General features: G+C 58.7%; 16 protein-coding genes and 1 tRNA gene. 10 read left to right on the top strand and 7 right to left on the bottom strand.

Going from position 1 to position 15,154, the window contains the following annotated elements; translation table 11 throughout:
• Positions 1–31: 31 nt before the first annotated feature.
• Positions 32–226, bottom strand: a complete 195-nt coding sequence (locus VMS83_RS07545; protein ID WP_325411431.1) for a hypothetical protein — start codon at positions 224–226, stop codon at positions 32–34.
• 176 nt (positions 227–402) lie between these two features.
• On the opposite strand from VMS83_RS07545, the gene VMS83_RS07550 reads away from it, so the two are divergent.
• The 6 genes from VMS83_RS07550 to VMS83_RS07575 all read left to right on the top strand — a co-directional run bounded on the left by VMS83_RS07550 (position 403) and on the right by VMS83_RS07575 (position 6,274).
• Positions 403–1,983, top strand: coding sequence for a CTP synthase (locus tag VMS83_RS07550; RefSeq protein ID WP_325411433.1), 1,581 nt, complete (start codon positions 403–405; stop codon positions 1,981–1,983).
• Positions 1,984–1,995: 12 nt separating this feature from the next.
• A complete protein-coding gene (guaA, locus tag VMS83_RS07555; RefSeq protein ID WP_325411435.1) occupies positions 1,996–2,913 on the top strand; it encodes a glutamine-hydrolyzing GMP synthase in 918 nt (305 codons plus the stop codon).
• A gap of 80 nt (positions 2,914–2,993) precedes the next feature.
• Complete coding sequence (locus tag VMS83_RS07560) at positions 2,994–4,145, top strand: acetylornithine/succinylornithine family transaminase (RefSeq protein ID WP_325411437.1); 1,152 nt, start codon at positions 2,994–2,996, stop codon at positions 4,143–4,145.
• The gene (hisC, locus tag VMS83_RS07565; RefSeq protein ID WP_325411439.1) at positions 4,117–5,172 is read left to right on the top strand and encodes a histidinol-phosphate transaminase; all 1,056 of its coding nucleotides are present in this window, start codon (positions 4,117–4,119) and stop codon (positions 5,170–5,172) included. The genes VMS83_RS07560 and hisC overlap by 29 nt, the downstream gene beginning before the upstream one ends.
• Positions 5,169–5,681: an adenylate kinase family protein gene (locus tag VMS83_RS07570; RefSeq protein ID WP_325411441.1), complete on the top strand. Its 513-nt coding sequence runs from the start codon at positions 5,169–5,171 to the stop codon at positions 5,679–5,681. The genes hisC and VMS83_RS07570 overlap by 4 nt, the downstream gene beginning before the upstream one ends.
• A complete protein-coding gene (locus tag VMS83_RS07575; RefSeq protein WP_325411443.1) occupies positions 5,678–6,274 on the top strand; it encodes a CDP-alcohol phosphatidyltransferase family protein in 597 nt (198 codons plus the stop codon). The genes VMS83_RS07570 and VMS83_RS07575 overlap by 4 nt, the downstream gene beginning before the upstream one ends.
• A gap of 306 nt (positions 6,275–6,580) precedes the next feature.
• On the opposite strand, the gene VMS83_RS07580 is transcribed toward VMS83_RS07575, so the two are convergent.
• Entirely contained in the window at positions 6,581–7,234 is a 654-nt protein-coding gene (locus tag VMS83_RS07580; RefSeq protein ID WP_325411445.1) for a TfuA-related McrA-glycine thioamidation protein, read from the bottom strand.
• Complete coding sequence (locus tag VMS83_RS07585; RefSeq protein ID WP_325411447.1) at positions 7,197–8,408, bottom strand: YcaO-related McrA-glycine thioamidation protein; 1,212 nt, start codon at positions 8,406–8,408, stop codon at positions 7,197–7,199. Before VMS83_RS07585 ends, VMS83_RS07580 begins: the two co-directional genes overlap by 38 nt.
• 151 nt (positions 8,409–8,559) lie before the next feature.
• On the opposite strand from VMS83_RS07585, the gene VMS83_RS07590 reads away from it, so the two are divergent.
• Positions 8,560–8,901, top strand: coding sequence for a GlpM family protein (locus VMS83_RS07590; RefSeq protein WP_325411449.1), 342 nt, complete (start codon positions 8,560–8,562; stop codon positions 8,899–8,901).
• Between the two features lie 32 nt (positions 8,902–8,933).
• Here VMS83_RS07590 and VMS83_RS07595 read toward each other — a convergent pair whose 3' ends face one another.
• Complete coding sequence (locus VMS83_RS07595) at positions 8,934–10,094, bottom strand: PAS domain-containing protein (protein WP_325411451.1); 1,161 nt, start codon at positions 10,092–10,094, stop codon at positions 8,934–8,936.
• Positions 10,095–10,709: 615 nt separating this feature from the next.
• Here VMS83_RS07595 and VMS83_RS07600 point away from each other — a divergent pair.
• Positions 10,710–11,492 (top strand): winged helix-turn-helix domain-containing protein, encoded by a 783-nt coding sequence (locus VMS83_RS07600; protein WP_325411453.1) that lies wholly within the window; start codon positions 10,710–10,712, stop codon positions 11,490–11,492.
• On the opposite strand, the gene VMS83_RS07605 is transcribed toward VMS83_RS07600, so the two are convergent.
• The 3 genes from VMS83_RS07605 to cysK form a co-directional block, all read right to left on the bottom strand.
• Positions 11,489–12,340: a UbiA family prenyltransferase gene (locus VMS83_RS07605; protein ID WP_325411455.1), complete on the bottom strand. Its 852-nt coding sequence runs from the start codon at positions 12,338–12,340 to the stop codon at positions 11,489–11,491. The two genes, VMS83_RS07600 and VMS83_RS07605, sit on opposite strands and share 4 nt — an antisense overlap.
• Positions 12,341–12,496: 156 nt before the next feature.
• Positions 12,497–13,462, bottom strand: a complete 966-nt coding sequence (gene cysE / locus VMS83_RS07610; protein ID WP_325411457.1) for a serine O-acetyltransferase — start codon at positions 13,460–13,462, stop codon at positions 12,497–12,499.
• Between the two features lie 12 nt (positions 13,463–13,474).
• Positions 13,475–14,407, bottom strand: a complete 933-nt coding sequence (cysK, locus tag VMS83_RS07615) for a cysteine synthase A (RefSeq protein ID WP_325411995.1) — start codon at positions 14,405–14,407, stop codon at positions 13,475–13,477.
• Positions 14,408–14,648: 241 nt separating this feature from the next.
• Here cysK and VMS83_RS07620 point away from each other — a divergent pair, with 241 nt between their 5' ends.
• Together VMS83_RS07620 and VMS83_RS07625 are read left to right on the top strand one after the other, a co-directional pair.
• Positions 14,649–14,876, top strand: a complete 228-nt coding sequence (locus VMS83_RS07620; RefSeq protein WP_325411459.1) for a hypothetical protein — start codon at positions 14,649–14,651, stop codon at positions 14,874–14,876.
• A 205-nt stretch (positions 14,877–15,081) separates the two neighbouring features.
• Positions 15,082–15,154, top strand: a tRNA-Cys gene (locus VMS83_RS07625).

Below are 15,154 nucleotides of genomic sequence, written 5' to 3' on the forward strand. Positions count from 1 at the left end.
ATGTTCGGAAGCGACGGAATATGCAGCAAATTCAGTGCAGGTACCAGATAAAAAGGATAAGGGAACCGCAGTATGCTCCCCCGGCAAGGAGGGCGATCGTGAGAAGGGAGGGATTCAGCAGGTTCTCCTTAAAGAGCATTTCCTGGTAGCCGGGCGGGAAGGTTGCCATAAAGCCGATCGCTCCTACTACGAGAAGAAATGAGATCCCGGCCACAATGGCACACATCTCCAGAAACGGTATAAGGCTCCCGGCATGCATACAGCATACTATTTTCAGGGACTTATAAAACAGTCGTTAGAAATGTATCCGGGACTGAACTGTTTCAGGGCGGTTCTATCCCGTCGTTAAGATAATAATAATAGGGAATGCGGCTCAAATGGTAAAGCAATCGGGGAGATCACGTGAAGTATATTTTTATCACCGGCGGTGTCATGAGCGGCTTGGGAAAAGGGATCACGGCTGCTTCGGTCGGGCGGATCCTGAAAAACCGGGGGTACCGGGTTACAGCGGTCAAGATCGACCCGTACCTGAATATCGACGCCGGCACGATGAACCCGGCCCAGCATGGCGAGGTCTTTGTCTTAAAGGACGGTAGCGAGGTCGACCTTGACCTCGGTAACTACGAGCGGTTCCTCGATATCGAGCTGACCGCCTCGCACAATATCACTACCGGTAAAGTGTACCGCACGGTGATCGAGAAGGAACGCCGGGGCGATTTCCTGGGTGAGACCGTCCAGATCATCCCCCATATCACCGACCAGATCAAGACCTGCATCCGGCAGGCGGCCGAAGAGGATTTCCCTGACGGTACCAAAGCAGATGTCTGCCTGGTGGAAGTGGGCGGCACTGTCGGTGATATCGAGAGCATGCCGTTCTTAGAGGCCGTCCGCCAGATGCGGGGGGATCTTCCTCCCCACGATTACGTCCTGATCCATGTGACGCTCATTCCGGAGGATGCGATGGGGGATTTAAAGACCAAGCCCACGCAGCACTCGGTCAAGGCACTCCGGGAGCTCGGGCTCCATGCAGATGTTATCGTCGGCAGGAGCGAGCGGGTGATTGGCGCTAACACCAAGCGCAAGATCTCGGCTTTCTGCGACCTCCCCATCAGCGCGGTTATCTCGGCCGCTACGGCACGCGATACGTACGAGGTGCCCATGGAGATGGAGAAAGAAGGCATCGCCGATGTCCTCTCCTCCATCCTCGGCCTTGAGAAGAAAGAGACGGACCCTTCCTGGTACCGTCTCGTAACCAAGGAATATACCAACCGGGTCACCGTTGCGATCGTGAGCAAGTACGGTATCGAGGATGTCTATATCAGCATCAAGGAGGCGCTCAAGCATGCCGGCCGTGCCCTCTCGACCGAGATAAAGATCGCGTGGCTTGATGCAGAGCGGTACGAACGCTGCTCGCTCAAGGACTACGATGGCATACTCATCCCCGGCGGGTTCGGGAAGCGGGGCATCGAAGGGAAGATCGAGGCGATCCGGTTTGCGCGGGAGAACAAGGTGCCGTTTCTGGGCCTCTGCCTCGGATTCCAGCTCGCAACGATTGAGTTTGCCCGGAACAAGTGCGGGATCGCTGACGCAACGAGCGAGGAGTTCGGCGAGGGCTCGCACGTGATTGCGCTTCTCCCCGAACAGGAGAGCGTGACCGAACTTGGCGGGACCATGCGGCTGGGGGATTATACCTCGGATATCAGGGACGGCACGCTTGCCATGAAGCTCTACGGCCAGCAGCAGATCGTTGAACGCCACCGCCACCGGTACGAAGTAAACCCCCACTACATCCAGAAACTGGAGAAGGAGGGACTGGTCTTCTCGGCAACCAACAGGAACCGGATGGAGTGCCTGGAACTCCCCGGCCACCCGTACTACTTTGCGACCCAGTTCCACCCTGAATTCAAATCCCGGCCCACCCGGCCATCACCGCCATACCTTGGATTCGTCGAGGCATGCCGGGCAAACAAGCGGACACAATAGGCAGGCAGCACCATGGTAAAAATTGAGAAGTTCATCCCGCAGGCGATCGAGGAGATCAAAAAAGATGCAGGGAACGAGAAGGTTGTGATGGCACTCTCGGGAGGTGTGGACAGCTCGGTCTGCGCCGCACTTGCAGCAAAGGCGATCGGTGACAGGCTCATCCCGATCTATATCGATACCGGCCTGATGCGGAAGGGAGAGACGGAAAGGATAAAGACCATCTTCGGGAACATCCGCCTCCAGGTGGTCGACGCGGGTGATGAGTTTATCGCGGCGCTTGCCGGCATCACGGATCCCGAGAAGAAGCGCAAGGCGATCGGGGAGCGGTTCGTCCGGGTCTTCGAGCGGGAAGCAATGAAGTCGGGAGCGACCTGCCTCTTACAGGGCACCATCTACCCGGACCGGATCGAGAGCGAAGGGGGCATAAAAAGCCACCACAACGTCGGGGGCATGCCGCTTGAGACGGCATTTAAGAAGGTGATCGAACCGATCCGCGACCTCTACAAGGATGAGGTACGGGATGTGGCAGGAGCGCTCGGGCTGCCCAGGGAGATCCAGCACCGGATGCCCTTCCCCGGCCCGGGCCTTGCCGTGCGGATCCTCGGCGAAGTCACGAAAGAGAAGGTCGCGGTGATCCGGGAGGCCAACTGGATCGCTGAGGCAGAGATCGTGGAGCAGTACCGCCCGTGGCAGTGCTTTGCAGCGCTCATCGGCCTCGGGACCGGGGTCAAGGGAGACAACCGGATCCACGGCTGGATCGTTGCAGTCCGGGCCGTGAACTCCCGGGACGGGATGACTGCCGACCCCCTCGATATCCCGTTTGCCGATCTGGTGAGAATCGGGTCGAGAATCACCGCAGAGATCCCGAGTGTTGCCCGGGTGGTCTACGATATCACCCCGAAGCCACCGGCGACCATCGAGTACGAGTAATAATAACCGCTAAAAAGCGGAACGAACAGGACCTGAAATTATAGAGTAAAAGGACACCAGCATCAGATCACGTGATATCCATGAAAAATACCGATATAACAGCCCAGTACAAGGCGCTTGATGACCAGTACTTTATGCCTGCCTTTTCGCGGAACATGGCGATCGTCCGCGGCAAAGGCTCGATCGTCTGGGACGGGAACGGGAAGGAGTACATTGACTGCGTGGCGGGTATTGCCGTCTGCAGCACCGGGCACTGCCACCCGGCAGTGGTAAAAGCGATCTGCGAACAGGCACACGAGCTCATCCACTGCTCCAACCTCTACTACGTCCCCCACCAGGGCGAGATGGCAAAGAGGATCACAGAGATAACGGGCATGAAAAAGGCGTTCTTCTCGAACTCGGGAGCCGAGGCGAGCGACGGCGCCCTGAAGCTTGCCCGGGTCAGGACAAAGAAGCGGAAATTTGTCGCGTTCACCCACGGGTTCCACGGCAGGACGATCGGGTCGCTTGCGGTGACCCACAAGCCAGCCGCCCGTGAGCCTTTCGAACCCCTCGGTCTCCCGACCACGTTTGTGGAGTACGGGAATCTCGATGCCTTAAAAAAGGCTGTCGACAGCGACACAGCGGCCGTGATCGTCGAGCCGATCCAGGGCGAGGCCGGTGTCATCATCCCCCCGGACAGTTTCCTTGAGGGCATCCGGGAGATCTGCGACAAGACAGGGACGTTTATGATCGTTGACGAGGTCCAGACCGGGATGGGCCGTACGGGCACGTGGCTTGCCCTCCAGCACACGAAGGTACAGGCCGATATCGTAACCCTTGCAAAGGGCATCGCGAGCGGGTTTCCCATGGGGGCGCTTGTGGCCCGCGACGGCCTTGAGTTCGGGAAAGGCGAACACGGCAGTACGTTCGCAGGAGGTCCCCTGGCCTGCGCAGCAGGGCTTGCAACGATCGGCGTCCTTGAGCAGGTCCTTCCGGATGTTGCCCGCAAGGGCGAGCGGTTCCGGCAAGGGCTTGCGAAGTACCACCCCCGCGTCCGCGGGCTGATGATCGGGATCCCCGTCGGGGAAAAGTGCCCGGAGGTCCAGGCCGAATGCTTAAAGAACGGCGTGATCGTGAACTGCGCCGCAGACGGGAACCTCCGGTTAGTCCCGCCCCTCGTGATCTCTGACGCTGAGATCGACCGGGCGGTGAAGGTGATCGATGGAGCGCTTGGTAAGGTCGTGCTATAAGCAGGGCGGGTATGTTTTCGCAAAGAAGGCGGGCGGCCCTGCACACGGTGCGGGCAACGAGCGTATCGCCCGTCTTGCCAGCAACGAGAACCCCGAGGGGCCGTCGCCGGCAGCGGTAAAGGCGGCGCAGGAGGCCGTCCTTTTTGCCAACCGGTACCCCGACGAGCGGGTGGACGTGCTCGTCTCGGCGCTCCGGGCCCACTACGGGGACTATACCTTTGTCGCCGGCGTAGGCATGGACGGGGTGATCGAGACCCTGATGCGGACTCTCGTGGATCCGGGAGAAACGGTTGTGGTTTCGACCCCGACCTTCTCCTTCTACGGGCTTGCCGCACAGGCACAGGGGGCAAAGGTTGTTCCGGTCCCGCGCCGGGCAGACTTTTCCGTTGATACGGATGCCCTTATCCGGGCAGGAAAGGACGCAAAGATCGTGGTGCTCTGCACCCCGAACAATCCGACCGGCAACGCGACAAGCGCTGAGGACGTCCGGAGAGTGCTCGACGGGATCAATGGTCTCCTTTTCCTCGACAATGCGTATGTCGAGTTCTCCGGGATCGATTACCTTCCCCTGATGAAGAAGTACGAGAACCTCGTGATCGGCAGGACATTCTCGAAGGTGCACTCGCTCGCCGGCCTCCGGATCGGGTATGCATTTGTCCCGGCCTGGCTCCAGCCGTTCTACCTGCGGGCGGGGACACCCTTTACCGTGAACTCGGTTTCGGCAGCGGCGGCAGCGGCAGCGCTGTCCGATACGGACCATGCGTCCCGCTATATCCGGCAGGTAAAGACATGGCGGAAGCGGTTTGCCGCAGAACTGAAGTACCCGGTCCTCCCCTCGGATGCCAACTTTGTGATGGTTGACGTGGCGCCGCAGACCGGCGACGAGGTCGTGGAGAAACTGGCTGCACGGGGCGTGCTGGTGCGCTCGTGCAGGAGTTTCACCGGTCTTTCCGACCATTATATCCGGGTGAGTATCGGCGAGGACTGGGAGAACGAGCGGTTTGTCCGGGAGGCAAACTCCCTATGATGTACGGTATTACCGGGACCCCGGGGACCGGAAAATCAACAATTGCCGACGAGCTCGCCCGACGCGGGCATAAGGTGGTCCATATCACAGAGATTACTCCTCCCTACGTGCTGGGGAAAGACCCGGAACGGGACACGCAGATTATCAACACTGACCGGATGGCTGACGAGTTTGTCCCGTTCGATGGTTTTGTCGAGGGCCATTTTGCCCACCTGCTTCCCTGCGACCGGGTGGTGGTGCTCCGCCTGCGGCCGGATCTGCTCGCCGACCGGCTTGCCGCTCGCGGGTATCCAGCGGAGAAGGTCCGGGAGAACCGGGATGCCGAAGCGCTGGACGTCTGCCTGATCGAGACCGTGGAGCACTACGGGCCCTCGGAGGTCTTCGAACTCGACACGACCGGCCTTGACCCGGGAGCCTGCGCAGATGCCATTGAAAGGTTCTACCGGGGCGAGGTCCCGGCCTCGTTTGGTTCCATTGACTGGTCGTCCTATGCAGAGGTGTTGCCATGACGCTCGACCAGTACCGTCCGCACGTGAAGGTGTACTTCGATCCCCTCGTGCGGTTTGCCATCCGGTGCAGGATTACGCCCAACGTCCTGACCATTGCTGCGCTTGTTGCATCAGCGGTAGCCGGTATTCTCTTCTATTTCCGGCTCGAGCTCTGGGCAGTCCTTGCGGTCGCCGTCAATGCGTTCTGTGACGCGATGGACGGGGCGGTTGCACGGGAGATGAAAAGCCAGAGCCTCCGGGGCGATTTCCTGGACCACGCGGTCGACCGGTACGCGGATATCTTCATCATCACCGGCATCTTTGCAAGCGGCCTGGTGCCCTGGCCGATCGGGGTGCTCGCCCTCACCGGTGTTTTGATGTCCTCGTACCTGGGTACGCAGGCGCAGGCAGTCGGCGTGGGCCGGTACTACGGCGGTGTACTGGGCCGGGCCGACCGGCTGGTTCTCATCATGGTCGTCGGGATCGTGTACATCCTCTTCCCGGTGACCGTCTGGGGCCTCAACTTTTTGGGCTGGCTGCTCCTCCTCTTCGGCGTCTTCGGCCACGTGACCGCGTTCCAGCGGTTTGCGTACGTCTGGCGGAAGATGGAGTAACTTTTTTTCGATATTTTTCAGGCGCACCCTGACGCTCTTTGCGGCTCTGCATCCTTGCTCCCGCTGCCGGGGCATCTCTCCCTGTAGAGCGATAATGCTGTATTACCCGGACCCGATAATGCCCCCCATAGAGGTAATAACAGAGGCATCGCACTGCGCCCGGCTCCCCTCGGGGGATTGGTGGCGCAAGAGGAAGGCGGCTTATTTTAACGTGGTTCTCTTCAAACCGTTTTGTCAACCAGTTTAATTTATTTCCTTCAGTACAGGCATCCAGGGGTGAGAAGCGATATCCCTGGTGCAACGGTTTCACTCACCTTTTCCTGTTAATTCCCGGACGTACTCCAACGCCGCGATTGCGTCCTCCCGCTTCTGGTCCGCAGGGTTTGATGCAGCAAAGGCGAGAAACCGCTCCCGTGTCATGGGATCAAGAAGGTTTCCCGCAGCGGCTGCGATCTTCGGGTAGGTGCGCTGCGGGTAGAAGACCGAACGTGCCGCGGCGAGCAGGGCCGCACGGTCTGCCGGCGTGATGATGCCTGCTGCCTCTGCCTGCACCAGCGTGCAACGGATATTGATCAGCGGCTCGGAGAGGGCGTAACCGGAGACCGGATCAAAGACAAGCGCCACCTCATCGTCAGAGACGAGCCTGCCGTCACGGTACATTTCATAGACTCTCCCGATACCGGTCATGCCCAGCGTGTGCATCTCGGCTGCCCGGAGCGCCCCCATGCTCGAAGCGCCGACCACAATTACGCCTTTTTTTACCGCGGCAAGGATCTCCCGGTGGGCGACAGCGGAGTCCTGGTGGAAGACCCCGTCGATAAGGATAATGGTTTTTGCCCCATCTTCAACCGCACGGAGGAGATCGCCCCTTTTTGCCGGCGGACGGTACTCTGCAGCGAGGATCTTCTCCGCCGATGCCCGGTCAAGGCTTGGCCCGAGAAAGACGATGATTCCTGGCATGTCTGAGACGCGTCCCCCTCCGCTCCGGGTCCATGGCGTACACCTCGAGGCCCGGGACGATAACCCGGACCACCGGCACCCCGATCTCTTCGCGGGTCAGGTCAACAACGATTACCCGGGAGAGGCCCTGTTTTTTGAGGGCCTCTACGGCAAACCGGATATCCTTTGCAAAATCGTCGCTGTCAAACGACTGCAGGGAGGCGTAGTCCACGGTCCCGTTGTCCTTGAACCAGTACGCGTTGATCCTTTTTACCCGGTCGTAGCCCATCTTCTTCCTCAGGTCCGCGGTCACCGTGTCCTCCCGCGCCCCGTGGATCTGGGTAAGCCGGCTCTGCGCCACCTCGGTGAGCGCCCGCATCACCGCAATCCTCGCGTTCGTGTGGGTGCCGATCCCGATGGTCAGAAGCGAGGGATCCTTCAGGAGCACGTCGTCTGCTATGGCTGCCATCGTGGGAATGCCGACATCGCTGGTGATGTCCCGCACAATCACCTCGACCTGTGCATCGGCAAACTTTTTCTGCATTTCCGCGAGCATCGGGTCGTCGATTTTGACCACTGCCGGACCGGTATCCCGGGTGGCCTCGACAAGCGACCATGCATCCCGTTCGATCACCTCGCAGAGGGCGTGGAAGATCGCCTCCTCCGGGGTATTCCCCGAGGCAAGGCCGTTTGTGGACGTGCGGAAGATCTGCCGGAAGTTCCGCGGAAGCGGGTGGAAGACGGCCTGTGCCGGCACGAGCACCGGGGCATCGTTTGCGATGTCCCAACCCTCGACCCAGGGAAGCACATGGCCGGGCTCGGTGTCTGCGGGAAGGATCAGGTGCTGCGGGTTGATCACCGGCTCCCTCCCTTCGAGCATCTCGTAGGTGTCCAGCCGGATCTTCCGGTCATGGATCTCCGAGGAGTACCGCTCGATCCCCTCCATGATCCCCGAGATTTTTGATTCCTCAACGGTCGCCCCCTTGCCGTTGTAGACGGTGATCGCCCCGTCCTCGGCGGTCGGCCGGATACAGGAGAAGACGGGGATCCCGATCCGGTCGAGGTTCGTGATATCGGCCACCCGGGTGATGCCGGCGGCAGGAACCTTGGGTTCGATGCGGGAGAGGGTCTCAGAAAGCGGAACGGCACGCTGGGTTTCGTAACGGTAGGTCTTCTTGCAGGACGCGATCTGCATGGGGGTCACCGGTAGTCCCGTACGGCCGGGACAGGTCTGTTTCTCTTTGTGAGATTTCAAGCTGCTCGTGTTTATACATGTTCATCTGTCCGCAACGCCCCGCGACCCCCGCCGGGTATATCTGCCCTGCCGGCTCAGGATCGTGTGAACGATGAATTATTCCTACCTGGCCCTGAAATTTCTTTTAGGCGGTGGCATCATCGTAGGGGTGACGTTCCTTGCCGAGCAGGCAGACCCGAAGTACGGGGGGATCCTTGCGGCTGCACCCATTACGACCACCCTTGCCATCCTCTTTACGTATTCAGAAGCCGGGCAGGCAACGGCGCAGCAGCTGGTGATGGATGCATTCTGGTTCGTGATCCCGACCATGCTCTTCCTGCTCGTACTGTACCTGCTCCTGACCCGGTACCCGCTCACCCCCAGTTTAGGCGGGGCCCTGGCGGTTTGGATCGGGGCCGTACTGCTGGTGAACCGGGTACTTGCCGCGGGCTGACCACAAAGACCTGCGGGAACCGTATTCCCGGTTCAGCCCTGTGGCCGGATAAACCGGTACGCACCCCTGGGTACCTGGATCTCGAAGCGCAGTCCCGTTGCGGGATCCCCGGTCTCCCGGACACTCATCCCGGAGAATGCCAGGAGATCGTGAATAAATTTCGTATAAAAATTGGTGGAATTTACGATCTTTTCCCTGAACAGGCGCTCTTTTCTGGCATGGGGGATCCCGGGACCGTTATCCTCGTATACCAGCAGCAGGCCGTCTGGATTTTCGGCACAGCTCAACCGGATCACCGGTGCAGGTCTCCCGCTTTTGAGGATATTTTTTACCAGGTAGGTAAACATCCGCTCGATAGCCGGGTCAGCATAGATCTCCAGCAACGGGACATCCCCCTCCAGGGTGAGTGGCCCGGTCTCCGTGACGGACAGGACTGCACGGATCGTTTCCTTTACCTTGATCCATTGCGGGGGCTTTTCGCCGATCTTCTGGTAATCCATCGTGCATACCAGCAGATCGTGGATCTTTTTGAGCAGCATCTCCTCTGCCTCAAAGCATTTTGCCGACTCTCCCTGCGGGGTGATCTCTTTTGAAAATTCTATATACCCGCGGAGGCTGGTGATCTTGTTCTCGATCTCATGCCAGGCAATGCTGTTCATGAGCTGGAGTTTTTTATTGGAAAGGGACAGAGCACGCTCCATCAGCCTGAGTTCCGTGAGATCCTCAAGACTTTCGATCGTCCCGATAACCATGCCGGTACTGTCCCGGACGGGCACCGCGGTAACATGCAGCCATTTCCCGCTCTTTCCCAGGCCGGGGAAGAAGTCTATGGCCTCATAGGCCTTTTCAATGCACTCCGACTCCGTCCATTTGTCTTGGTACCGGTGGGCGATCTCCGTTGGTGCCTCATCCACCACCAGATCGGCAAGGCAGGGACGCTGTGTCCCGTAGAATGCCCGCCAGTGCCCGGTTGTCCCGCACAGGGCCTCCTCCCGGATCCCGGTCAGTTCTTCCAGCGCCCTGTTCCAGGCCACCAGGATATGGTTACGGTCGATCAGGAACTGGGGGACTGCAGACATCCTGACTACCGTGCCTATGACGGCCAGGATATCGCGTGACCGATCTGCACCCGGGGAGACGGCCGGGGCGATCCTGTCGCTCTCTTCTTTCTGGCGTTCCAGGATTGTGGTCATCTCACCACATCTGTCGTGTACCGGCATACTGTTCTGCCCTGAAGGGAATAGGATCCTTCGGACTGTTCCTCTGGAAAAGGGCCGGGGATGCGTGCACACCTGGTGGGAAAGGGGCACGCGAGACCGCGTTCGCTGTCCGGCACCTGTTCCAAAAAAAATGTCTGAAATCCAAAACTGGCATATGTTTCCCATCTTCCTGCATCATCTTATGAGGGAAAACCATAGGGAAGGACCTGTGTGCTTGGTCTGTGATCATACGCGCTGGTGTTTCTGGAGATCAGACATTACAGTGCATATCGGGAGGGGACGAGTATATTATTACCTGCCGGTAGGATTTCAACGACGTTAAAATTTTTAACAGCGTTGTAATTCCCCACGACGGGCGGTTCCTGCGTATCCTGTACCCGGCCCTGCGGGAGATCCTGCCAGGATCGGCAGGGAATTTTTTCCTGGATTCCCTGCATACCAGCTCCTTTCCGGCTCCCAAAAACCGTTCGCACACCCGTCCACCCCCTTGGAGGACAGGAATTGGGCCGGGAGCATTTTTAGGAGGGTTTTTCATACGTGATGGCAATATTACACTATCACAGAAAAAAGACTCCGGAACGGTGGAACATGAGCGATCTTCTGAGTATCATCTCGGCATCCGATAAACGACGGAACCTCCTGGTCCTCTTAAATGGCGGCCCCAAGGAATGGGATGAGATCAAACAGGTGCTCCAGGTCACTTCCACCGGGATGCTCCCCCAGGTCAAGATCCTCGAAGAGGAACACCTCATCGAGCGTGATGGCAGGAAATTCTCCCTCACCCCTATGGGAAAGGTCCTCACCGCCCATATGGTCCCGCTCATCAGAACAATGGAGGTTTTTGACAAGCACAAGAAGTTCTGGCAGGAGCACAACCTCGAGGTCCTTCCCCCGGAGATCCTGTTCGATATCCGGGACCTGGGGAATTACCGGATCATTGAAAATTCCGATGAGGAGATCTTTGATATCAACACGTTCCTCTCCAACCTCTCCCATTCAAAGACCCTCAAGGGGGTCTCCCACACGATCCATCCCCGGTACCCTAACTTTTTCCTGGATCTTGCAAGTAAAGGTACGGAGACTTCGCTGATCCTGACCCCGGGGGTGTACAAGATCGTCAGGGAAAAACATCCCGGACAGCTCGAAGAGTATATCCGGTGTAAGAATGCCAGCCTCTTTGTCAGCAGGGATGACCTCAAGTTCTCGTTTGCGGTCAGCGATTCCTATTTCTCGATCTCGCTCTTCTACACAAATGGCGTGTTTGACTCCAAACACGATGTTATCAGCCGCGATCCTTCGGCCCTCCGGTTGGGAGAGCGTATCTTCTCGCACTTCCGGAAACAGTCGGAAAAAGTGGAATCCCTGGATTAAACGGGAATGCAGGCCCGGAGGGCCAGGGAAAAAACATACTCCCCGCTGATCACGCATTCCCTCAGTCTCCGGCAGAGGATCTGGGGTTTCGTCTCGAACGCCGGGGTGTAGACGATCAGAAATGCGATGGAGAGGAGCAGGCCAAAGAGCAGCACCAGCCATTCATTCCCGATGATCCCGGAGAGCAGCGCGTATGCCATAATGCCGTGCATCACGAGGAGCACCGCGATCAGCACTTCTTTTGTCCGGTTCTCGCCCAGGCAGACCGGCAGGGTCCTGATCCCGGCGGCGAGATCGCCCTGTACATCTTTGAAATCGTTCACGCACGAGGTGACAAAGACTTTCATGGCAAAAAAGAGGAAGATGATCAGGACGGTCTCAGCGGCACTGCACCAGCGGCTCACAATCAGCGCGATGGTCCCACCCCACGTGATACCGATGATGATATTTTTTATCCCGGCCCCGGCCTTGAGTTTGAAGGTATGCGTCCCGATCCTGACCCCATGGGTGTAGAGGTACCCGACCACAAAGGGAAAGACCGGGGCCAGGTAGATCCCATCCCTGGCGAGCAGGACTGCGCCCAGGATGAAGGTGAGGACACAGGCAAAAATCCCGACCCTCCCGTCTGCTCCGCAGAGTTCGGACCGGTTGATGGCATCTTCCCTGCAGTCGAGGGCACGGTCCAGGGTGTACGTTGCATAGGTGATCAGGGCAAGGGCACAGTACTCCGGGACCCTGATGGCAAGACCTGCCAGGAGAAAGGCGATGTGCAGGCGGAGCCCCCCCGACAACGCGACTACGGTGGATGAATTGAGGAGCTGCAGGGTTGGTTTGCCAGAGAATGTCACACCAGAGAAAATTTTGCCCGGCTCTATTATTACAAACGCATAAAAAATTTCAGCCGCGTTGTAATTATGTTAAATAAAATTATATGTTTGACTGGATTTTATGGGGTTATACCCGGCAGGTCTTTCCCGGGAAAAACCCCGGATCCCGGGCACGGTTCAGACCTGGTTAAGGCTTCCCCGCTGTTTCACAAACCGGTCCCAGTTCCATGGTTCGTCAAGCACGTTCACGGTCACGTGCTCAATACCGCAGACCCCCAGTGCCCTGCGCTGTACCTGCCCGGAGAGGTGATCGGACAGGGGGCATGCCTTGCAGGTGAGCACCATGTCAATTTCCACGCCGGAGCCCTTCACCCGTATCTCCTTGATAAGCCCGAGGTCAACGATATCGATACCTACCTCGGGATCAATGACTTCCCGCAGTGCATCACGGATCTCGTTCTCGCAGACAATCTCCTGCCGGGCTGCAGGAGAGATCGGGCCGGGCTGCGCCTGCTCGAAGGCGCGGAGCCTCGCTTCAAGCTGGTTCTGCCGGTCCAAAAGCCGGCTCACCACCCGGAGCATCGGGTCCGGCATGACTTCTTCGATGGTCTCTACTGCAGAACCGTGCTCCGGGCCGGCGATCCTGCCCGGGACACCGACCACCGTCGCACCCGGCGGGGCGGAGCGGACCACGACCGACCCGGCCCCGATTTTTGCCCCCCTGCCAATTCGTATCGGGCCAAGGACGATGGCGCCGGACCCGATGATCACGCCGTCCTCGATAGTCGGGTGGCGCTTGACATTCTCGAGCGCTGTTCCGCCCAGCACCACTCCCATGTAGATAAGGACGTCGTTTCCGACCTCTGCAGTCTCGCCGATAACAACCCCCATTCCATGGTCGATCACTACCCGCCTGCCGATCACGGCACCGGGATGGATCTCAATTCCCGTGAGGAACCTGCTGATATGGGAGACAAACCGGGCCCAGAATTTCAGGTTGTGGGCATGGAGCCAGTGGGCCCTCCGGTGGAACCAGAGGGCGTGGAGCCCCGGGTAGCAGACGAGGATCTCAAGCGTGGAACGGGCGGCGGGGTCCCGGGAAAAGATGGCCCGTATATCTTCCCGGATGCGGTCAAAAAACATGGTCTTGCTCACTTATTCCCCAAACAGGTCAGGGATACTTAAGTAACGTTCACCGGTATCCGGCAGGATAACGACAATGGTCTTGCCTTCGTTCTCCGGGCGTGCTGCCACCGCAAGTGCCGCATACGTCGCAGCGCCGCTGGAGATCCCTGCGAGGATCCCCTCCTCTTTTGCGAGTCTCCTGGTCGTTTCGAATGCATCCTCGTTTTTGACACGGATGATCTCGTCCACGAGCTCGCGTCGGAGCACTGCCGGGACAAACCCGGCGCCGATCCCCTGGATCCGGTGGGGACCGGGAGCCCCGCCGGAGAGGACCGGTGATGCATCGGGTTCGACGGCGATTGCCTTAAACGAGGGTTTCTTCTTCTTGATCACGTCTGCGATGCCGGTGATCGTTCCTCCCGTTCCCACACCGGCAACGAGGATATCGACATTCCCGTCCGTATCCCGCCAGATCTCTTCTGCAGTGGTCTTCCGGTGAATGGCGGGGTTCGCCAGGTTGTTGAACTGCTGGGGAATGTAAAAATACTTCGGGTTTTCTGCTGCCATCTGCTCGGCCCGGGCAACTGCCCCCTTCATCCCTTCAGCACCGGGGGTAAGCACCAGCTCTGCCCCGAATGCTTTTGCCAGTCTCCTCCGTTCGACACTCATGGTCTCCGGCATGACCAGCGTCAGCTTGTATCCCCGGGCTGCACTCACGAATGCAAGTGCTACGCCGGTGTTGCCGCTCGTTGGTTCGAGAATGATCGTATCCTTTTTGATCAGCCCGCGTTTTTCCGCTTCGTCAAGCATTGCAACCCCGATCCGGTCCTTGACACTGCTCAACGGGTTGAATGACTCGAGCTTGGCAAGCACTGTTGCACCGGCACCGCCGGGAAGGCGGTTCAGCCGTACAAGCGGGGTGTTACCGATGGTTGCCGTGATAGTATCATAGATTTTTGCCATACTGTTAGCCTTCATGAATCCGGGATTTTCCCTCACGAACCGTCGGGTTCCCGGAAGTTCACAATTGTTAATTGTCCGGGGCCCGTTATTATACCTTGGTTCCCGGCAACCCGGGCCGCAATCAAGGGAGGTTATTGCCGGGAAAACGGGTAATTTGCGGCAAAACCTGACGCAAAATCAGGATATATCTGCATTTCCCCACCATACTTGAGTGTTCACACCAGTGAACAGGAAAACAGCCATGAACACACACCACGCGAATATCGCTGGACACGCGGCCGGCCCGGGCGTACCCGGAACTGCCGGGAACCTGCCGGGAAAGCCCGCGGTACGGCTCAGCGGTATCCGGAGCTCCGGGCAGTATTGTCGCTGCAGGGAGCTCACGTCAGAAGTGACGACACCTGCACACCGCGTAATCCGCGGACGATCTGCGGCCGATGGTATGTGTCCCCTGAAGAACCGCTCCTGATGTCACGTCCTCACCATCCCTGGATCCACGGCAGTACCACAGGGTTGCCGGGATCCGTACGGGGAATATCGCCTCATGCAGCACACGCACGCACCCGCTGTGCTTCCGGGGATTTGTCCGGTTCCCCGAACCCATCCTTTTTACCTCCCATCCCCCTGTCCGGGAGTACAAGGGTACCGTATCGCATCAAAGAAACGATCATTGGGCCGGTGTGGCAGAACGGTTAATGCCTTCGCCTGCAAAGCGAATGTCTGGGGGTTCGACTCCACCCGCCGGCG

The sequence above is a fragment of the Methanoregula sp. genome (assembly GCF_035543475.1).
Classification (GTDB): domain Archaea; phylum Halobacteriota; class Methanomicrobia; order Methanomicrobiales; family Methanospirillaceae; genus Methanoregula.